General features: G+C 72.4%; 15 protein-coding genes. 11 read left to right on the top strand and 4 right to left on the bottom strand.

The features are described 5' to 3' along the window. Positions 1–20: 20 nt before the first annotated feature. From HA073_RS03265 to HA073_RS03290, 6 genes are read left to right on the top strand one after another with little or no spacing between them, the layout of a single operon-like run. Complete coding sequence (locus HA073_RS03265) at positions 21–881, top strand: STAS domain-containing protein (protein ID WP_043327435.1); 861 nt, start codon at positions 21–23, stop codon at positions 879–881. Next, entirely contained in the window at positions 881–1,291 is a 411-nt protein-coding gene (locus HA073_RS03270; RefSeq protein WP_043327433.1) for an STAS domain-containing protein, read from the top strand. The genes HA073_RS03265 and HA073_RS03270 overlap by 1 nt, the downstream gene beginning before the upstream one ends. Beyond that, positions 1,288–1,707 (top strand): ATP-binding protein, encoded by a 420-nt coding sequence (locus HA073_RS03275; RefSeq protein WP_043327430.1) that lies wholly within the window; start codon positions 1,288–1,290, stop codon positions 1,705–1,707. The genes HA073_RS03270 and HA073_RS03275 overlap by 4 nt, the downstream gene beginning before the upstream one ends. Then, positions 1,704–2,717, top strand: coding sequence for a SpoIIE family protein phosphatase (locus tag HA073_RS03280; RefSeq protein WP_043330732.1), 1,014 nt, complete (start codon positions 1,704–1,706; stop codon positions 2,715–2,717). Before HA073_RS03275 ends, HA073_RS03280 begins: the two co-directional genes overlap by 4 nt. Next, positions 2,714–4,060 carry a sensor histidine kinase gene (locus HA073_RS03285; protein WP_064448391.1) on the top strand — a complete coding sequence of 449 codons (1,347 nt, stop codon included), beginning with the start codon at positions 2,714–2,716 and terminating at the stop codon, positions 4,058–4,060. Before HA073_RS03280 ends, HA073_RS03285 begins: the two co-directional genes overlap by 4 nt. A gap of 2 nt (positions 4,061–4,062) precedes the next feature. Next, positions 4,063–5,601 (top strand): SpoIIE family protein phosphatase, encoded by a 1,539-nt coding sequence (locus tag HA073_RS03290; protein ID WP_043327426.1) that lies wholly within the window; start codon positions 4,063–4,065, stop codon positions 5,599–5,601. A 307-nt stretch (positions 5,602–5,908) separates the two neighbouring features. Here HA073_RS03290 and HA073_RS03295 read toward each other — a convergent pair whose 3' ends face one another. Next, positions 5,909–6,697 (bottom strand): AraC family transcriptional regulator, encoded by a 789-nt coding sequence (locus HA073_RS03295; RefSeq protein ID WP_166455677.1) that lies wholly within the window; start codon positions 6,695–6,697, stop codon positions 5,909–5,911. A 31-nt stretch (positions 6,698–6,728) separates the two neighbouring features. On the opposite strand from HA073_RS03295, the gene HA073_RS03300 reads away from it, so the two are divergent. Further along, positions 6,729–7,295 (top strand): TIGR03086 family metal-binding protein, encoded by a 567-nt coding sequence (locus tag HA073_RS03300; protein ID WP_043327422.1) that lies wholly within the window; start codon positions 6,729–6,731, stop codon positions 7,293–7,295. Between the two features lie 85 nt (positions 7,296–7,380). Here HA073_RS03300 and HA073_RS03305 read toward each other — a convergent pair whose 3' ends face one another. Then, positions 7,381–7,524 carry a hypothetical protein gene (locus HA073_RS03305; RefSeq protein ID WP_166455678.1) on the bottom strand — a complete coding sequence of 48 codons (144 nt, stop codon included), beginning with the start codon at positions 7,522–7,524 and terminating at the stop codon, positions 7,381–7,383. 22 nt (positions 7,525–7,546) lie between these two features. Between HA073_RS03305 and HA073_RS03310 the strand changes: the two genes are divergently transcribed. Further along, positions 7,547–8,491: a threonine/serine dehydratase gene (locus tag HA073_RS03310; RefSeq protein WP_166455679.1), complete on the top strand. Its 945-nt coding sequence runs from the start codon at positions 7,547–7,549 to the stop codon at positions 8,489–8,491. A gap of 6 nt (positions 8,492–8,497) precedes the next feature. Here HA073_RS03310 and HA073_RS03315 read toward each other — a convergent pair whose 3' ends face one another. After that, the gene (locus HA073_RS03315; protein ID WP_166455680.1) at positions 8,498–10,591 is read right to left on the bottom strand and encodes a S9 family peptidase; all 2,094 of its coding nucleotides are present in this window, start codon (positions 10,589–10,591) and stop codon (positions 8,498–8,500) included. Positions 10,592–10,691: 100 nt separating this feature from the next. On the opposite strand from HA073_RS03315, the gene HA073_RS03320 reads away from it, so the two are divergent. Further along, positions 10,692–12,173, top strand: a complete 1,482-nt coding sequence (locus HA073_RS03320; protein ID WP_240925508.1) for an FAD-binding oxidoreductase — start codon at positions 10,692–10,694, stop codon at positions 12,171–12,173. Between the two features lie 299 nt (positions 12,174–12,472). Here HA073_RS03320 and HA073_RS03325 read toward each other — a convergent pair whose 3' ends face one another. Then, entirely contained in the window at positions 12,473–14,536 is a 2,064-nt protein-coding gene (locus HA073_RS03325) for a SpoIIE family protein phosphatase (RefSeq protein ID WP_043327416.1), read from the bottom strand. 168 nt (positions 14,537–14,704) lie between these two features. Here HA073_RS03325 and HA073_RS03330 point away from each other — a divergent pair, with 168 nt between their 5' ends. Continuing rightward, positions 14,705–19,069, top strand: a complete 4,365-nt coding sequence (locus HA073_RS03330) for a HAMP domain-containing protein (RefSeq protein ID WP_043327414.1) — start codon at positions 14,705–14,707, stop codon at positions 19,067–19,069. Next, on the top strand, positions 19,066–19,623 hold the full coding sequence (locus HA073_RS03335) for a two-component system response regulator (protein WP_013283536.1): 558 nt from the start codon (positions 19,066–19,068) through the stop codon (positions 19,621–19,623). The genes HA073_RS03330 and HA073_RS03335 overlap by 4 nt, the downstream gene beginning before the upstream one ends. Positions 19,624–19,626: the final 3 nt, after the last annotated feature.

Consider the following 19,626-nt stretch of genomic DNA (forward strand, 5'->3'; position numbering starts at 1 on the left):
TCCAAATCAGGGAGGTCAGGATGGCGTTGAGCGCCGAACAGGGTGGTCGGCTCGCCCACCTGCTCAGTCAGCACGCGGACCGGCTGACCAACCGCTGGACGGAGATCGTCGCCAGTTCGCTGCGCGGTCGCCTGAGCCGGGCCGAGCTGGCCCGGCAGGTCCAGGAGCTGCACCGTGCGCTGGTCGACGCCGGTCGCCAGGGCGTCTCCGACCTGGCCGACGAGCACGGCGGTGAGCTGCGGGCGGTGCTGTCCGAGCTGTCCACCAACCGGGCCCGGCAGGGGTTCTCCGCCACCGAGACCGCGATCAGCGTGTTCGCGTGCAAGGACGCCCTGCTGGAGCTGATGGAAGAGGAGAAGGGTGACGACACCCTGCGCGACTTCGTCGCCTTCTCCGCGCTCGTCGACCAGATGGGCCTGTTCACGTTCGAGACGTTCGTCCGGGCCCGCGAGAGCCTGATCGCCGACCAGGCGGAGCAGCTGCTGGAGCTGTCCACCCCGGTGGTCAAGCTCTGGGAGGGCGTGGTCGCCGTCCCGCTGGTCGGGACGCTGGACTCGGCCCGCGCCCAGGTGGTGATGGAGCGGCTGCTCCAGACCCTGGTCGACACCGGCTCGCCGTACGCGATCATCGACATCACCGGCGTGCCGGCGGTGGACACCCAGGTCGCGCAGCACATCCTCAAGACCGTGGTGGCCGCCCGGCTGATGGGCGCCGACTGCATCATCTCCGGCATCCGCCCGCAGATCGCCCAGACGATCGTCGCCCTCGGCATCGAGTTCGGCGACATCGCCACCAAGGCGAGCCTCGCCGACGCGCTGCGCCACGTGCTGCGCCTGACCGGGGTCGAGACCACCGCTCGCCGCCCGCGGCGGGAGTCCTGATGGAACGGGTGCCGATCCTCAAGATCGGCGACATCCTGCTGGTCTCCATCCAGGTCGACATGTCCGACCAGACGGCGATCCAGTTGCAGGAAGACCTGGCCGAGCGGATCGTCGCCACCGGCTGCCACGGCGTGATCATCGACATCACGGCGCTGGACATCGTCGACTCCTTCGTCGGCCGGATGCTCTCCACCATCGCGTCCATCTCGAAGGTGCTGGACGCCGAGACGGTGGTGGTCGGCATGCGCCCGGCCGTCGCCATCACGCTCGTCGAGCTGGGGCTGTCGCTCAACGGCATCCGTACCGCGCTGAACGTCGAGCGCGGCATGGAGCTGATCGCGGCCAGCCGGGCCGACGAGTGGGACGAGGGCGCCGACGACGAGGACACCGAGACGACGGCGACGGCATGACCACGGGCGTCGACCTCGGCGTGCCGGCGACGCAGGCGATCCGCAGCGACGAGGACGTGGTGCGGGTCCGGCAGTTGGTGCGTACCACGGCCGTCGCGGTCCGGCTCTCCCTGGTCGACCAGACGAAGCTGGTGACCGCCGCCAGCGAGCTGGCCCGCAACACGCTGATCTACGGCGGCGGGGGCAGCGCCGAGGTGAGCACAGTGGAGGACGGCCGCCGGCGTGGCGTACGGATCCTCTTCGCCGACGAAGGGCCGGGCATCCCCGACCTCGACCTGGCGCTGACCGACGGCTACACCACGGGGGGCGGGCTGGGCCTCGGGCTCAGCGGGGCCCGCCGGCTGGTGGACGACTTCGACATCCAGACGGCTGTCGGCGAGGGGACGAGGATCACCGTCACCAAGTGGTCGCGATGACCGCCGACGTGGTCCCCGACCACGGGGTGTGGTTCCGGGTCGACAACGGCGCGACCGCCGGCGGCGTACGCCGGGCCGCCGAGCGTCTCGGCCGGCAGCTCGAACTGAGCACCGATCGTGTCGCGGACCTGGCCATCGTCACCGCCGAGATCACCAGCAACCTGGTCAAGCACGCCCGCGAGGGCACGCTCCTGCTGCGCCCGGCGCGCCGGGCCGGACGGGCCGGGGTGGAACTGGTGGCCATCGACTCCGGCCCCGGCATGGCCGACCTGACGCTCTCGTCGGTCGACGGCCACTCCACCGCCGGCACGCTCGGCATCGGGCTCGGCGCGATCACCCGGCAGTCGAGCCGGTTCGACGGCTACTCGACGCCCGGCCGGGGCACGGTCCTGGTCGTCCAGGTCTGGGACGGAGCGCCGCCGGAGCCGGACTGGGCGGCCGGGCTGGCCCGGCCGATCACCGGCGAGCAGAGCAGCGGCGACGGGTACGCGGTGCGCGAGGTGGACGGCCGTCGTCAGGTGCTGGTCTCCGACGGCCTCGGCCACGGGCCACTGGCCGCCGCCGCGACCGGGGCCGCCGTGTCCGCGTTCCGCTCGGCGCCGGACGGGCCGCCGGATGTCGTGGTGCGGCACCTGCACGCCGCCATGTCGCACACCCGGGGCGCGGCGCTCGCGGTGGCCGAACCGGATCCCGCCGCCGGGCTGCTCCGCTTCGCCGGCCTGGGCAACATCGCCGCGATGATCGTCGCGCCGGGCGAGCGGCGGCGCGGGCTCGTCTCGCTGCCGGGCATCGCCGGGCACCAGCGTCCGGCGATCCGCGGGTACGACTACCCCTTCTCGCGTGACTCCACCCTGGTCATGCACAGTGACGGGGTGGTGGATCGCTGGGACCTGGACGACTACCCCGGGCTGGCCGGGCGCAACCCGTTGCTGGCCGCCGCGACGCTGCTGCGTGACGCCGCCATCCGTCGCGACGACGCCTGCGTCCTGGTCGCGCGGGGGGCGGCATGACCGAACCCCTTCTGCACCTGGCACTCCGGGTCGAGCAGGACATCTTCCTGGTCCGGCAGCGCGGCCGCGAGGTGGCCGCGGCGGTCGGGCTGGAACACCAGGACCAGGTGCGGATCGCCACCGCGCTCAGTGAGGTGGCCCGGGAGTTGTTGAGCGGCGCCGACGGCGCGGACGTCACGTTCGCTCTCGACCGGGACGCCGTGGGCCGCCGGATCCTCCAGGTCGACCTGTCGCCGTTGCGTCCACTGCCAGGCGGCCGGTACGAGCCGAAGTCCGGCGCCGTCGCGCGTCTGGTGGACACGTTGCAGGTCGTGGCCGTCGAGGGCGATACCGTCGTGAGGATGTCCAGACGGGTGCCCGACCACGCCGAGGAGCTGACGCCGGAACGCGCCGGCCGGCTCCGGGCCGAGCTGGCCGAGCGTGCTCCGGCCTCCGCGCTGGACGAGCTGGCCGCGCAGAACTCCCAGCTCATCGCGGCCCTCGACGAGGTACGCAGCCAGCGCGACGAGCTGGCGGTGCTCAACTCCGAACTGCAGGAGACCAACCGGGGCGTGATGGCGCTCTACAACCAGCTCACCGAGGAGCTGGAGGAGACCAACCGGGGCGTGGTGGCGCTCTACGCCGAGCTGGAGGAGAAGTCCACACAGCTGCGGGCCGCGAGCGAGTCGAAGAGCCGGTTCCTCGCCAACGTCAGCCACGAGCTGCGCGCGCCGGTCACCGCGATCATCGGTCTGGCCCGGCTGCTGGCCGACTCCGCCTCCGACCCGCTCACCGGCGAGCAGGCCCGCCAGGTGGGGCTGATCCGGTCCTCCGCCGGTGACCTGCTGGGGCTGGTCAACGAGCTGCTCGATCTGGCGAAGGCGGAGTCGGGCCGGATCGAGCCGGACTGGTCCGAGGTCGACCTGCGCGCGGTGTTCGGGCAGCTGCGCGGCACGCTGCGGGCGCTCACCGTCCGCTCCGATGTGGAGCTTGTGGTCGAGGAGCCCCCGGCCCCGGCGACGCTCCGCTCGGACGAGGTGCTGCTCGCCCAGGTGCTGCGCAACCTGCTGCACAACGGCCTGAAGTTCACCGAGCGCGGCGAGGTACGCCTGCGCGCCGAGCGCCGGGGCGAGCAGTGGACGCTGTCGGTCACCGACACCGGCGTCGGCATCCCGCCCGAACTGCACGAGCGGGTCTTCGAGGAGTTCTACCAGGTGCCCGGCACGACGCGGGTCGGTGGCACCGGGCTCGGCCTGCCGTACGCGCGGCGGCTGGTCACGCTGCTCGGCGGGACGCTGGAGCTGACGAGCGAAACCGGCCGGGGCAGCACGTTCACAGTGGTCCTTCCCGCGGGCGGAGCGTGACGGTGGACAGCGGGCCGGTGACCGTGCTGGTGGTCGACGACAGCGGCCCCAAGCGGTACCTGCTGGTGAACTGGCTCACCCGGGCCGGTTTCGTCACCGTGGAGGCGGAGAACGGCACGGAGGCGCTGGACCGGGTGGCCCGTGAGCACGTCGACCTCGTGGTGCTCGACGTGCGGCTGCCCGACATGAGCGGCTTCGAGGTGTGCGAGCGGATCAAGGAGACGCACCCGTACATTCCGGTCATCCACGTCTCCGCCCACGCGGTGGACGTGGTCGACCGGGCGCAGGGTCTCACCCGGGGCGCGGACGCCTACCTGGCCGAGCCGATCGAGCCGGAGGAACTGGTCGCCACCGCGCACGCGGTGCTGCGCTACTACCAGGCCCGGCTGCGTGCCGAGCAGCTCGCCGAGCGGCTCGCCGCGCTCGCCGACGCCACGGTGGAGATGCACGCGACGCCGAACTTCGTCCGGCTGCTGGAGGCGGCAGCGAGCGGCGCGGCGCGGATCTTCAAGGCCCCCGCGGCGGTGGTCGCCGAGACGTTCGACGGGGACTGCCTGGCCGGGGTGGCGGTCGACCCGCACACGCCGGCCACGATCGTGCCGTGGGTGGTGGACGACACCGGCGTGCCGATCGGCACCCGGGTACGGGTCGACGACCCGGGCGACTGGGCGCTGACGGGCTGGCCGGACGGGGACACGGTGACGGTGGCCGCCTCCCGGCTGCGGGAGGACCGCGCCCCGCTGTACGTGGTGGTGCCGACCGCCACCCAGACCGTCCGTACGCCGGTGCTGGTGCAGCTCGCCCAGGCCGTCGCCTCGGCGGTGGAGGCGCAGCGCTCCTTCGACGAGGAGCACCGGATCGCCGTGACGTTGCAGCGCAGCCTGCTGCCGCAGCGGCTGCCCGACGTCGTGGGCCTGGACCTGGCCGTGCGGTACGAGCCGGCGAGCGCGCAGACCGAGGTGGGCGGCGACTTCTACGAGCTGGTGATGCTCGACGGGCACCTGCTGGTGGCGATCGGTGACGTGGCCGGGCACTCGCTGCACGCGGCCACCGTGATGGCCGAGCTGCGCCACGCGGTACGGGCGTACGCGGTCGAGGGCCATCAGCCCGGGGTGATCCTGGACCGGGTCAACGAGCTGATGCGCAACCTGCTGCCGAATGAGCTGGCCACCATCTGCGTGCTGCTGCTCCAGCCGTCGACCGGGCTGGTCCGGATGGCCAGCGCCGGGCACCTGCCGGCGTTGCTGAGCCGGGACGGCCGGGTCGAGTTCGTGGCGCAGTCCGCGCCGCTGCTCGGGGTACGCGCGCCGCGTCCGCCCGACCTGGAGTTCGTGCTTCCCGCCGGGGCGACGCTCGTGCTCTACACCGACGGGCTGATCGAGCGGCGGGACGCCACCATCGACGACGGCATGGCGGCGCTCGGCGTGGCCGCCGCCCGGGTGGACGACGACCTGGACCAGTTCTGCCAGCGGCTGCTGGTCGAGTTGGCGCCGCCGGAAATCCAGGACGACGTTGCGGTGGTGGCGGTCCGCCGCCGCTGACGCGCGTTCCCGATCACGTACCGTAGCGAAGCTGCCTGTAACGCTGCGTCACGGCCGCCGCCGGGCGAGTGAGTGGGCTTGCTGCCGACTTTGCTCTGCAGCCATCGGTGCAGCAGGAGCCTGAGCAGGCGCTTCCTGTTGACCATGGTCGGCGGCGTCGCACCGCCACCGTCACCGTCGGTGTGCGTTGCGTCAGTGGCTGCAGAGCAAAGTCGGCGCGAGGCGAGGCCCGCCGCTCGGGCCGACTGTCACCTTGCGTAACCGCGCGGAGTGAGGGTTGGCCCGCGCTCGGCAGGCCTGACCCGCGTCACGGCCGCAGGGCCGCCAGCGAGCGGGCGTACGCCGCGGGCGAGACCCCGGCGGCGGCGGTGAACTCGCGCACCAGGTGGGCCTGGTCGGCGTACCCCAGATCGGCGGCGACCCGCGACCAGTCCAGCGGCCCGGCGGCGGCCTGTTCGATCGCCTCCTGGAGCCGGTAGCGGCGGATCACCCACTTCGGACCGACGCCCACGTGGTCGAGGAAGAGGCGCTGGAGCCGGCGGACGGAGACGCCGCGCCGCCGGGCGAAGTCGGTCACCCGCAGCACGGTCCGGTCGGCGCGGATCTCCTCGACCAGCGTGGTGGCCTCCGCGGCGAGCGGATCCGCGACCGGCGGCCACGAGGTCAGCAGCTCGTCCAGCCTCGCGCATCGCTCGTCGTCGGTCCCCGGGCAGATCGGCCCGCCGGGGATCGGCACGCGCCGGCCGGTCAGTTCGGCGACCGGGCGCCGCCAGAACGGCCGGAAGCCGCCCGGGCGGAACTGGACGCCGGAGACCCGGCCGACGCCGTGCAGCGTGACGGCGAACAGGCCGGTGTCGACGCCGGCGATCTCGCCCTGTTCGGGCGCGCCCTCCTGCGCCTGGAACACCACGTTCACGGTGGGGTGCGGCACCACCCGCTGCTCGAACGGCTCGGTCAGATCCCAGTCGATCAACCAGTAGTGCTCCACCCACCGGCGCAACGCCGGGGCGGCCATCCGGCGCCGGAACCGGACCTGCTGCCGCAGCCGGCCCGGATCGAGGATGCCCCGGTTGTCACGCCGCGGTTCGTGTCGCATTTCTTCAAGACCGCCCTCATACGCTGCCCCTATGAGCACGAAGACTAGTGAGCTGCTCGCCGTCGCGGCGCCGCGTACGGTCGCTGTGGTTCGCGGCATCTCCGACGAGCAACTCGGCCTGCCCACCCCGTGCCCCGACTACACGGTGCGCGACCTGCTCGGGCACCTGTTCGACGTGGTGGTCAACTTCCAGGCGCTGGCCCGCCGGGAAGAGGTCGACTGGTCCGGCAAGACCGATCACCTGACCGAGGGCTGGCGTGACCGGTTCGCGACCGAGACGGCCCGGCTCACCGAGGCCTGGTCCGACCCGGCCGCGCTGGAGGGCGTGTCACCCGGCATGGGGCTACCACAGGAGACCGTCGGGTCGATGGCGCTGATCGACCTCACGGTGCACGGGTGGGACCTGGCCCGGGCCACCGGCCAGGAGCTGACAGTGGATCCGGCCGTGGTGTCGGCCGGGCACGAGTTCATGGACCGGATGGGCGACATGGGGCAGAAGATGGGCGCGTTCGGCCCGCCGGTGCCCACCGAGGCGGCGCCGGCCAGCATGGACGCGCTGCTCGGCCGGGCCGGACGGAACCCGGCCTGGACCCGCTGACGTTGCTTGCTCGCCGGCACGGGGCGGCGAGCGGCACGGACGGCGGCGCCCGCCGGGCCGGGACGGCCGGCGTCCGGCCCGGCGGTCAGCGACCGAGCAGCCCGGCGGAGCCGGCGACGACCAGCCCGATCACCGTCGAACAGCAGCAGACGACGAGCGCGGCGGCCACCACCACGAGGATCAGCCAGGTCGGTCCGCGTCGCGCCGCCGAGGGCTCCTCCGCACTCATGCCGGCAGTCTAGGTTGGTGCGATGGAGCTGATCTCGATCGCCGACATCCGCGACGCGGCCGAGGACGTGGCCGGCACCGTGCTGCGGACCCCGTTAATGCCGGTGCTCTGGGACGACCAGCTGTGGCTCAAGCCGGAGAACCTGCAACCGGTGGGGTCGTTCAAGCTGCGCGGCGCCACCCACGCGGTGGCCCGGCTCGATCCGGCGACCCGCTCCCGGGGGGTGGTCACCCACTCGTCGGGAAACCACGGGCAAGCCCTGGCGTACGCGGCCCGCGCCCTCGGCGCGCCCTGCACGGTGGTGGTCCCCGAGGGTGCGCCGGAGGTCAAGGTGGCCCGGATGCGGGCGCTCGGCGCGGACGTACGGCTGGTGCCGCCGGCCCGGCGGCTCGCCGAGGCGGAGCGGATCGTGGCCGGGACCGGTGCGACGCTGGTGCCGCCGTTCGACCACCCGGCGGTCATCGCCGGTCAGGGCACCGTCGGGCTGGAGATCGTCACCGACCTGCCGGACGTGGACGTGGTGCTGGTGCCGGTGGGCGGCGGTGGGCTCGGCTCGGGCGTGGCCACGGCGGTCAAGGCGCTGCGCCCGTCCGCCGCCGTGATCGGCGTCGAGCCGGCGCTGGCCGCCGACGCCCAGGAGTCACTCGCCGCCGGTGAGGTGGTCGTCTGGGACGTCGAACGCACCTACCGGACGTGCGCCGACGGGCTGCGGACCAGCCTGTCCGCGTTGACGCTGGCCCACCTGCGGGACCGGCTCGACGGCATCGTCACGGTGACCGAGGACGAGATCATGGCGGCCACCGGCCGGCTGATCCGGGACGCGCGACTGGTGGCCGAGCCGAGCGGCGCGGTCGCCCTGGCCGCCCGGCTCTTCCACAGTGGTGAGCTGCCGGCCGGCCGTACCGTCGCGGTCGTGACCGGCGGCAACGCCGACCCGCAGGTGCTCACCGCGGCACTGGCCGCCTGAACCCCGTCACGCGCGGCCGACGCGGTCCAGGATCCAGGCGTTGACGAACGCCTCCTCACGCCACGAGTCGTACCGGCCGCTCGGCCCGCCGTGGCCCGCGCCCATCTCGGTCTTGAGCAGGTAGTCGCCGGCCGGCGCGAGCGCGCGCAGCCGGGCGATCCACTTGGCCGGCTCGTGATAGAGCACGCGAGTGTCGTTGAGGCTGGTCACCGCCAGGATGGCCGGGTAGTCGGCGGCGGTCACATTCTCGTACGGCGTGTACGACTTCATGTACGCGTACACCTCGGGGTCGTCCAGCGGGTTGCCCCACTCCTCCCACTCGGTGACCGTCAACGGCAGCGACGGGTCGAGGATCGAGGTGAGCGCGTCCACGAACGGCACCTGCGCGACGATCCCGGTGAACGCGTCCGGGGCGAGGTTCGCCACCGCGCCCATCAGCAGGCCACCGGCCGACGCGCCCCGGGCGACCAGCCGGTCGCTCGCCGTCCAGCCCGCCTTCACCAGGTGCCGGGCGCAGGCCACGAAATCAGTGAACGTGTTCTTCTTGGCCAGCAGCTTGCCCTCGTCGTACCAGCGCCGGCCCAGCTCGCCACCGCCCCGGATGTGCGCCACCGCGAAGATCACGCCGCGGTCGAGCAGGCTCAGCCGGGCGATCGAGAACCACGGGTCCATGCTCGCCTCGTACGACCCGTAGCCGTAGATGACGGCGGGCGCCGAGCCGTCGCGCGGGGTGTCCCGGCGGCAGACCAGCGAGATCGGCACCCGGGTGCCGTCGTCGGCGAGCGCCCAGTCCCGGTGCTGCTCGTAGTCGGCCGGGTCGTACGGCCGCCCGTCCGGCCCGGGGCGTACCGGCTTCTGCCGCCGCAACGTCAGCTCCCGGGTCACCAGGTCGTAGTCGTAGACCGAGTCCGGGGTGACGAGCGAGGTGTAGCGCAGCCGCACCTCGTTCGTGCGGTACTCCGGGTTCGCGTCCAGCCCGACGCTGTAGATCGGCTCGGGGAAGTCGATGTCCCAGCTGTCGTCGCTGCCGACCGGCAGCACCCGCAGACCGGTCAGCCCGTTGGCGCGCAGCGACACCACGAGGTGGTTCTCGAACGCGTCGACCGCCTCCAGCCGGGTGCCCGGCGTGTGCGGGATCAGCGGCGTCCACTCGCCCGGCGCGTCCGCCGAGGTGTACGCGAGCGCGAAGTCCTCCGCGCCGTCGTTGTGCAGGATCAGGAAGCGGTGGCCGTGGTGCTCCACCGCGTACTCGATGCCCTGACGCCGCGGGGCCACGACGGCGGGCTCGCCGGTCGGGTTGGCGGTCGGGATCACCCGCACCTCGCTGGTGATCTTGCTGTGGATGTCGATCACCACGAAGCGCTCGGAGCGGGTCAGCTCGACGCCGACCCAGAACCGCTCGTCGTCCTCCTGGTAGACCACCACGTCCTCGGTGGACGACGTGCCGACGGTGTGCCGCCAGACCCGGTTCGGCCGCCACGCCTCGTCCACCGTCACGTAGAACAGAGTCGAGGCGTCGCTCGACCACGCCGTGCCGTAGAACGTGTCCGGCACCTCGTCCGGCAGCGACTCGCCGGTGGTCAGGTCCTTGATCCGCAGCGTGAAGCGCTCGTCGCCGGAGAAGTCGGTGGAGTAGGCCAGCCAGCGGCCGTCCGGGCTGACGTCGAACGCGCCGAGCGAGAAGAAGTCGTGCCCCTCGGCGAGCTGGTTGCCGTCGAGCAGCACCTCCTCGCCGTCGAGCGGCGCGCCGTCGGCGCTGACCGGGGGCGCGGTCTCGCCGGGGCGGACCGCGCGGCGGCAGTGCACGCCGTACTGCTGCCCCTCGACGGTGCGGGTGTAGTACCAGTGACCGTCCTTGCGGGTCGGCACCGACAGGTCGGTCTCCTGGGTGCGCCGGCGCGTCTCCTCGAACAGCTCCGCGCGCAACTCGGCCAGGTGGGCGGTGCGCGCCTCGGTGTACGCGTTCTCGGCGTCCAGGTAGGCGATCGTGTCCGGGTCGTCCTTGGCGGCGAGCCAGGCGTACTCGTCGAGGACTGTGTCACCGTGATGGACGCGCTCGGTCGGGACGCGCTTGGCGACGGGCAGTGGGGTTTCGGTCACGGCGCCACGTTACCGGGCGCCGGACCGCCGCCGGGCCCGGCCGCCGCGCGAATCCGGCGACTCGCCGCCAGGGCTTTCGAACATGTGTACGATAAGCGCCATGGCGGATGCAGCTCGTTCCACCAACCGACCCGGAGCCCTCGACATCACCCGGAAGCTGGCGGAGATCTGTGGTTCGCCGTTCGCCCGCTTCGCCGGCCCGGCCGACGAGGTGGCCGGGCGTACCGCCCGCTGGGTGGCCGTGCCGGGCGGCCCGCACGCCGCCGCCGAGGTGTTGCGGCTGGCCGCGGCGTACGACCTGACAGTGGTGCCCCGCGGCGCCGGCACGAAGATCGACTGGGGCGCCGCTCCGGCGCAGGTGGACATCATGCTCGACACCGGCCGCCTCGCCGGCGTCTGGCACGAGCCGCATGCCGCGGCGGTGGCCGAGATCGGCGCCGGTACGCCGCTGCGCGCCGTCCAGGCCACGCTGGCGCGCACCAACCGGCGGCTGCCTGTCGACGCGCCCTCGCCGGGCGCGACGCTCGGCGGGGTGCTCGCCGCCGACGAGTCCGGTCCGCTGCGGCACCGGCACGGCAGCCCGTGCGCCCAGCTCATCGGCGTGCGCTATCTCGACGCCGACGGCGAGTTGGTGAGCGTCGGCGAGTCCGGCACGGAGGCGTTCGGCCGGGCCGCCCCGGGTGTCGGCGGTGGCCGTCCGGGCGGACGCGCTCCGGCGGCCGATGCCGGTGCCGACGGAGGTCCGGGTCGCGGTGGTGGCGATGCGATCCTCGGTCGGGGTGGGATGCCCGGGCTGGACGTGGCACGGCTGCTCTGCGGCTCGCAGGGCGGTCTCGGCGTGCTGGTCTCGGCCACCATGCGGGTGCAGGCCGTGCCCGCGAGCCGGGTCTGGGTGTCCCGTCCGGTCTGGACCCCGCTGGAGGTGCACGACCTGGTCCGTGCCGTACTGGCGTCCGGCGTCGGCCAGGCCGCCGTCGAGCTGGACCTGCCCGTGCCGGTGCCGTTGCCCCGTCGTAGGATTCCGGCCACGCACCCGTCGGTGATCAACCGCCCCGATCACCCGGCCGTGACCGGCCGACCCGCGGCGGGCAACCTGGTGGTGCTCCTGGAGGGCGGCCCGGCCGACGTGACCGAGCGGGCCGAACGGCTCACCGCCGTGCTCGGCGCCCCGGCGATGGTCAGCCGCCACGCGCCGGAGTGGTGGGGGCGCTATCCCTTCGCGCCCGGAGACACCGCGCTGCGCATCGAGGTGCCGATCAACGACCTGCACGCCGCCGTCTACGCGCTGCGCGACGCCGCCGGCACCCCCGTGCCGGTACGCGGCTCGGCCGGCAGCGGCGCGGTGCACGCCGCCCTGCCCGGCGCGCTGCCGCCGGAGCGGGTCGCCTCGATCCTCACCGCCGTCCGCAGCGTGCTGATCGCCCGGCGAGGCCGGTGTGTGGTGGTGGCCGCGCCGCCGGCGGTGCGCCGTGCCGTGGACCTCTGGGGCGAGCTGCCCGCGTTGCCGCGCCTGCGCAGCGCCAAGGCCCACCTGGACCCGCACCACCGGCTGGCCCCCGGCCGCCTCCCCGGTGGTCTCTGAATCCGGCCCGCCTCGGCCTGCTCACCCGGCACCCCGACCTGCCTCCACACTGGACGCCCGTCCCAGCGGGCGCGGCAGCGGCAGGCACCAGTTCGGGGTGGTGGTTGTGTCCACGTGCGCCGGATGCCGCCACTTCGGCGAGCTGGCACCGCCCACCCGCCACCGACAACCCGCACTCCCCACCACTGTCGTGATCAAGGAGTTTGTGTCACGTTTCGCGCCTCCCCAGGCCACAAACTCCTTGATCACCGCCGGGTCGGAACCGGAGTCGGAACCGGGGGCGGGGCGCGGGGAGAGGGCTACGGGGTGTCGTTTCGGAGGACCAGGACGGCTATGTCGTCGCGCGGTGGCTCCACCGAGAAGGCGATCGTCGCCGCGCGCAGCCGTGCCGCGACCACGTCGGCCGAGTACCCGGCCAGCGGCGCCGCCGACTCGCGCAGCCGTTCGGTGCCGAACAGCTCGCGTCCGCGCCGCCGCTCGGTGACCCCGTCGGTGTAGAAGATCAGCGCGTCGCCGGGCTTGAGCGCCAGCTCGGCGGTCGGCGTGGTGATGGTGTCGAGCAGGCCCAGCGCCGTACCGCCGGTGCCGACGAAGGTGGCGCCGCCTCCGCCGTGCAGCAGCACCGGGCGGTCGTGGCCGGCCAGGTGCAGCGAGACGTCGAGCTGGTCGCCGTCGCCGGGTGAGACGGCCGCCAGCGCCAGCGTGCAGTAGCGTCCGCCGCCGCGCTCGACGAGCGTCTCGTTGAGCCGGCTGAGCACCTCGGGCAGCGGTTTGCCGTCGCCGACGAGGACCCGGATCACGTCCCGGACCAGGCCGGTCACGGCGGCGGCCTGCACGCCCTTGCCGGAAACGTCGCCGACCACCACGAGCCAGCGGCCGTCCGGCAGCGGGACCACGTCGTAGAAGTCGCCGCCGACTTCCGCGTCGTCGCCGGTCGGGACGTACTCGGCGGCGAAGCCGATGCCCTCGACCACCGGGAGCACCGGCGGCAGCAGGGACTGCTGGAGCGTCTGGGCGACCCGGCGGCGTTCGGCGTGGATGCGCGCGTTCTCGATGGCGAGGGCGGCGCGGCGGGCCACGTCCTCCAGCACCGAGACCTCGTCCGGGTCGTGCCGGTGCCGCTGGTGCCGGCCCACCGCGAGGGTGCCGAGCCGCTGGCCACGGGCGATCAGCGGTACGGCGAAGCCCTCCATCGGTCCGCCGAGCGGCACCTGGGCGGCGTTGCGGGACGCCTCGCGCAGCCGGGACTGGATCGAGTCCGGGCCGGTCTCCTGGAGGATCCGGTGCAGCTGCGGCAGCATGGCCTCGTCGGCGTGGCTGGACGCGGCGAGACGCAGCCGCCCCCACTCGTCGGTGGTGTGCACGGCGCACCACTGGCCGAGCCGGGGCACCACGAGCTGCGGGATGAGCGCCATGGTCAGCTCGACGTCCAGCGACTGGGCGAGCAGTTCGCTCGCCTCGGCGAGGAACGTCAGCCAGGTGGACCGGCGTACGTCGGCGCGGCGCAGCCGGTCGTTCTCCAGGTGCAGCGACAGCCGCTCGGCGGCCAGCACCGCCAGCGGCCGCGCGTACGTGGAGGGTGCCGCGTCCAGTTCCAGCTCACCGGTGTACGGGCGGTGCACGGCGAGCGGTACGCGCAGCAGTTCGTTGCCCTCACGCGGGTGCCGGCCGTACCGGGCGAACACCTGGGTGCCGAGCCCGTCGCCCCGGTCCAGCCGGACCGTGCCACCGGCGGCGCCGACCATTTCGCCGACCCGGCTCAGCAGGGCGGTCGCGAACTCGGGCAGTGGCTCGTCGGCGTACGGGTCGGGGGTGATCTGCATCAACTCGCTCATCGCGGCGGCGCTGGGCGTACCGTCGCCGGTCCGTTCCGGCTCGGTCACCGGCGGTGGGCCGGCCGACGGGCGGGCGGGCCCGCCGGGGCCGGGCCGGTCGAGGCGGAACCAGACGCCCTTGCCGGTGGGCAGGTACGTGGTGCCCCACCGGCTGGAGAAGTGGTCGACGAGCAGCAGTCCGCGTCCCCGCGCGGCCACTTCGGTGATGTCGGAGGTGGTGTTGCGCACGCCGACGATCAGTTCGTCGACGGGTCCGGAGGCGAAGTCGGTGACGGTGACGGTGAGGCCGTTCGGGTCGGCTTCGACCTCGATGTCCAGTTCGGTGCGCGCGTGCTCGACGGCGTTCGTGGTCAGCTCGGTGGTGAGCAGCAGCGCCTCGTTCAGCAGTTCGGGCAGCCGCGCTTCGAGCAGCATGGTGCGTACCACCGCGCGGGCCGCCGCCGGGGTGCGGCGGTCTGCGGGGAGGCGGACGCGGCGGACGTGCTCGTCCGCACCGCCGCTCCGAGTGGCCCCCGCCTCCGCTGACACCTCCGTATCCTCCACCGGTCCGGCCCCGGGTGCCAAGGGTCCGGCGAACCGGCCAGTCGGGCGGATACGGCGCGTGACGCGCGGTTGCACGCCGTGACCTCGACGGATCGCGCGGCAGAATGATGGGATGGCCGCGTGACGGCACGAGCCCGAGCGGAGCGAGGAACCATGACCACGGCAAAACAGTCGGTGACCGCGGACCCGTCCGCGCCCGACCACGAGGTGCTCCTCGGCGAGCTGGTCGACGCGTTGCGCCGGGTGGCGCACGGTGACCTGCGGGTACGCCTGCCGCGCCGGGCCGGACTGCCCGGTGAGGTCGCCGACGCCTTCAACGACGTGGTGTCGTTGCAGGAGCGGCAGCACCTGGACCTGCGCCGGATCAGCCGGATCGTCGGCCGCGACGGCCGGCTCACCGAGCGCCTGGACGACGAGGGCCTGGACGGCTCCTGGGCGGAGGGGCAGCGGGCGGTCAACTCGCTCATCGACGACCTGGGCCGGCCCACCACGGAGATCGCCCGGGTGATCGTGGCGGTCGCCGACGGTGACCTCTCCCAGCACATGGCGCTGGAGATAGACGGTCGTCCGCTCCGGGGTGAGTATCTGCGCATCGGCCGCACGGTGAACACGATGGTGGACCAGCTGTCGTCGTTCGCCGACGAGGTGACCCGGGTGGCGCGCGAGGTGGGCACCGAGGGCAAGCTGGGCGGCCAGGCCGACGTGCGTGGCGTGGCCGGCACCTGGAAGGACCTCACCGACTCGGTGAACACCATGGCGTCGAACCTCACCGGCCAGGTGCGGTCGATCTCGCAGGTGGCGACCGCCGTCGCGAAGGGCGACCTGTCGCAGAAGATCACGGTCGGTGCGCGCGGCGAGGTGGCCGAGCTGGCCGACACGATGAACTCGCTCACCGACACGCTGCGGCTGTTCGCCGAGCAGGTGACCCGGGTGGCCCGCGAGGTGGGCACCGAGGGCAAGCTGGGCGGCCAGGCCGAGGTGCCGGGCGTGGCCGGCACCTGGAAGGACCTGACCGACAACGTCAACTCGATGGCGTCGAACCTGACCGCGCAGGTCCGCAACATCGCCCAGGTGTCGACGGCTGTCGCCAAGGGTGACCTGTCGCAGAAGATCACGGTGGCCGCGCAGGGCGAGATCCTGGAGCTGAAGGACACCGTCAACACGATGGTGGACCAGCTGTCGTCGTTCGCCGACGAGGTCACGCGGGTGGCGCGCGAGGTCGGCATCGAGGGCAAGCTGGGCGGCCAGGCGCAGGTGCGCGGCGTCTCCGGCACCTGGCGGGACCTCACCGAGAACGTGAACCAGCTCGCCGGCAACCTGACCAGCCAGGTGCGCAACATCTCCCAGGTCTCCACGGCGGTGGCCAAGGGCGACCTGGGCCAGAAGATCACCGTGGACGCGCAGGGCGAGATCCTGGAGCTGAAGAACACCGTCAACACGATGGTGGACCAGCTCTCGTCGTTTGCGGACGAGGTGACGCGCGTGGCGCGTGAGGTGGGCACCGAGGGCAAGCTGGGTGGTCAGGCCCAGGTCAAGGGCGTCTCCGGTACGTGGCGCGACCTCACCGACAACGTGAACTCGATGGCGTCGAACCTGACCAGCCAGGTGCGGAACATCGCCTCGGTCACCACTGCGGTGGCGAAGGGTGACCTGTCGCAGAAGATCACCGTGGACGCCCGGGGCGAGATCCTGGAGCTGAAGTCGACTGTCAACACGATGGTGGACCAGCTGTCGTCGTTCGCCGACGAGGTCACGCGGGTGGCCCGTGAGGTGGGCACCGAGGGCAAGCTCGGCGGCCAGGCGCAGGTACGCGGCGTCGCCGGCACCTGGCGGGACCTGACGGACAACGTCAACTCGATGGCGTCGAACCTGACCGCGCAGGTGCGCAACATCGCCCAGGTGTCCACTGCGGTGGCGAAGGGTGACCTGTCGCAGAAGATCACCGTGGACGCGCAGGGCGAGATCCTGGAGCTGAAGTCGACTGTCAACACGATGGTGGACCAGCTGTCGTCGTTCGCGGACGAGGTGACGCGGGTGGCGCGTGAGGTGGGCACCGAGGGCAAGCTGGGTGGTCAGGCCCAGGTCAAGGGCGTCTCGGGTACGTGGCGGGACCTGACCGACAACGTGAACTCGATGGCGTCGAACCTGACCAGCCAGGTGCGGAACATCGCCTCGGTCACCACCGCCGTGGCGAACGGTGACCTGGGTCAGAAGATCACCGTGGACGCGCAGGGCGAGATCCTGGAGCTGAAGAACACCGTCAACACGATGGTCGACCAGCTCTCCTCGTTCGCGGACGAGGTGACGCGGGTGGCGCGCGAGGTGGGCACCGAGGGCAAGCTGGGTGGTCAGGCCCAGGTCAAGGGCGTCTCCGGTACGTGGCGCGACCTCACCGAGAACGTCAACCAGCTCGCCTCCACGCTCACCACGCAGTTGCGCGCGATCGCGCAGGTCTCCACGTCGGTGACCCGCGGCGACCTGACCCAGCGGATCAACGTGAAGGCGCAGGGCGAGGTCGCCGAGCTGAAGGACAACATCAACCAGATGATCGTCACCCTCCGGGAGACGACGAAGAAGAACGCCGAGCAGGGCTGGCTCGACTCGAACCTGGCCCGCATCGGTGGTCTGCTGCAGGGCCAGCGCGACCTGGGCGAGGTCTGCCGCATGATCATGATGGAGGTGACCCCGCTGGTGGACGCGCAGCTCGGCGCGTTCTTCCTGGCGGACAGCTCCGAGGGCAGCATGCGGCTGCGGCTCACCGCCTCCTACGGGTACGTGGCCCGCGGGCACGACGTCACGTTCGGCCCGGGTGAGGGGCTGGTCGGGCAGGCCGCGTTGTCCCGCCGGACCATCCGGGTCAAGGCGCAGCCGGACGGGCGCCTCGTGGTGCGCTCCGGGCTGGCCGACACGCCCCCGGCCGACCTGGTGGTGCTCCCGGTCCTGTTCGAGGGCGAACTGCTCGCCGTGATCGAGTTCGCCGGCGTGGCCACGTTCTCCGACCTGCACCTGGCGTTCCTGGAGCGGCTGGTGCTCACCATCGGCGTCGCGGTCAACACCATCCAGGCCAACCGGCGTACGGAGGAGCTGCTGGCGCAGTCGCAGCGGCTGGCGCACGAGATGCAGGACCAGTCGGCCGAGTTGCAGCGCACCAACGCCGAGCTGGAGGACAAGGCGAAGCTGCTGTCCGAGCAGAAGGCCAACATCGAGACGCAGAACCGGGAGATCGAGCTGGCCCGACTCGGCCTGGAGGAGAAGGCGCAGCAGCTCACCCGGGCGTCGGCGTACAAGTCGGAGTTCCTGGCGAACATGAGCCACGAGCTGCGTACGCCGCTGAACTCGCTGCTCCTGCTGGCCCGGTTGCTGGCCGAGAACCCGGAGCGCAACCTCAGCGCGAAGCAGATCGAGTTCGCGCGGACCATCCACGGCGCCGGCTCGGACCTGCTCTCGCTGATCGACGACATCCTCGACCTGTCGAAGATCGAGGCGGGCCGGATGGACGTGGAGCCCACCGAGATCCAGTTCGCCGAGATCCGGAGCTACGTCGAGCAGGCGTTCGCGCCGCAGGCCGAGGAGAAGGGCCTGGACTTCCAGGTACGGGTCAGCAGCGATCTGCCGCCGGCGCTGGTGACCGACGCCCAACGGTTGCAGCAGATCCTGCGCAACCTGCTCTCCAACGCGGTGAAGTTCACCGACAACGGCGCGGTGACGCTGCGGATCGGGCCGGCTGCCGAGAACGCCGTCTTCGACGTGCCGGCGCTGACGAACGCGCAGCGGGTGATCGCGTTCACCGTGATCGACACCGGCATCGGCATCTCCGACGACAAGCTGTCGCTGATCTTCGAGGCGTTCCAGCAGGCGGACGGCACCACCAGCCGGCGGTACGGCGGGACCGGCCTCGGGCTGTCCATCAGCCGTGATCTGGCCCGCCTGCTCGGCGGCACGATCACCGTCTCGTCCGCGCCCGGTCAGGGTTCGACGTTCACTCTCTTCGTACCCGATGTGCTGGCGCCGGACGCGGTGGTGGCGCCGGCGCCGCCGTCGCCGAGCCGCGCGGGCCTGCCGTCGTCGCTGCTCATGCCGATGGAGCTGCCGCAGCCGCAGGAGACGCCGGCCACCCGGCGGCTGGACGGCGTGACCGTGCTGATCATCGACGACGACGTGCGGAACGTGTTCGCGTTGACGTCCGCGTTGGAACTGCACGGCATGACCGTGTTGTACTCGGACAACGGGGCGGACGGCGTCCGCCAGCTCGCCGAGCATCCGGAGGTGGACATCGTCCTGATGGACGCCATGATGCCGGACCAGGACGGGTACGAGACGACCGCGCAGATCCGCCGCAACCACCGGTTCGCGGATCTGCCGATCGTCTTCCTGACCGCCAAGGCGATGCCCGGCGACCGGGAGTCGGCGCTCAGCGCCGGCGGTAGCGACTACATCACCAAGCCGGTGGACCTGGACGAGCTGATCGAGCTGATGGCGTCCTGGATCGGCCGCAGCCGAGGCGAGGAGAACGCGTGACGCAGACGGCCAAGGCCCTGCTGGTGGACGATCGGCGGGAGAACCTGATGGCGCTGGAGGCGATCCTCCAGGGTCTCCCGGTGCAGTCGGTCGCGGTGGAGAGCGGCGAGGCCGCGCTCAAGCAGCTCCTCGTGGACGACTTCGCGGTGATCCTGCTGGACGCCCAGATGCCCGACATGGACGGCTTCGAGACGGCGACGCACATCAAGCGGCGCGAGCGCACCCGGCACGTACCGATCATCTTCCTGACCGCCGCGGACAAGGACGCGCAGCTCGCGTTGCGCGGCTACGCGGCGGGTGCGGTCGACTACCTGACCAAGCCGTTCGATCCGTGGGTGCTGCGGGCGAAGGTGACCGTCTTCGTCGACCTGTGGGTGAAGACCCGGCAGCTCGCCGCCCAGTCGGACCTGGTGCGGGAGCGGGATCTGCAGTGGCGGCACCTGACCGACGCGGTGGACGAGGCGACGGCGCTGCTGCGCGCCGACGACGACCCGTCCACCCGCGAACGCGCGGTCGAGCTGCTGGAGCAGGCGCGCTGGGGCAACACCCGCTGACGG

This window comes from Micromonospora sp. CMU55-4, assembly GCF_011602315.1.
GTDB lineage: Bacteria > Actinomycetota > Actinomycetes > Mycobacteriales > Micromonosporaceae > Micromonospora > Micromonospora chalcea.

Bases quoted from the DNA above. Each gene is read 5' to 3' on its own strand.
- HA073_RS03265 (WP_043327435.1), top strand. From the start codon at position 21: ATGGCGTTGAGCGCCGAACAGGGTGGTCGGCTCGCCCACCTGCTCAGT.
- HA073_RS03270 (WP_043327433.1), top strand. From the start codon at position 881: ATGGAACGGGTGCCGATCCTCAAGATCGGCGACATCCTGCTGGTCTCC.
- HA073_RS03275 (WP_043327430.1), top strand. From the start codon at position 1,288: ATGACCACGGGCGTCGACCTCGGCGTGCCGGCGACGCAGGCGATCCGC.
- HA073_RS03280 (WP_043330732.1), top strand. From the start codon at position 1,704: ATGACCGCCGACGTGGTCCCCGACCACGGGGTGTGGTTCCGGGTCGAC.
- HA073_RS03285 (WP_064448391.1), top strand. From the start codon at position 2,714: ATGACCGAACCCCTTCTGCACCTGGCACTCCGGGTCGAGCAGGACATC.
- HA073_RS03295 (WP_166455677.1), bottom strand. From the start codon at position 6,697: ATGCGACACGAACCGCGGCGTGACAACCGGGGCATCCTCGATCCGGGC.
- HA073_RS03300 (WP_043327422.1), top strand. From the start codon at position 6,729: ATGAGCACGAAGACTAGTGAGCTGCTCGCCGTCGCGGCGCCGCGTACG.
- HA073_RS03305 (WP_166455678.1), bottom strand. From the start codon at position 7,524: ATGAGTGCGGAGGAGCCCTCGGCGGCGCGACGCGGACCGACCTGGCTG.
- HA073_RS03310 (WP_166455679.1), top strand. From the start codon at position 7,547: ATGGAGCTGATCTCGATCGCCGACATCCGCGACGCGGCCGAGGACGTG.
- HA073_RS03320 (WP_240925508.1), top strand. From the start codon at position 10,692: ATGGCGGATGCAGCTCGTTCCACCAACCGACCCGGAGCCCTCGACATC.
- HA073_RS03330 (WP_043327414.1), top strand. From the start codon at position 14,705: ATGACCACGGCAAAACAGTCGGTGACCGCGGACCCGTCCGCGCCCGAC.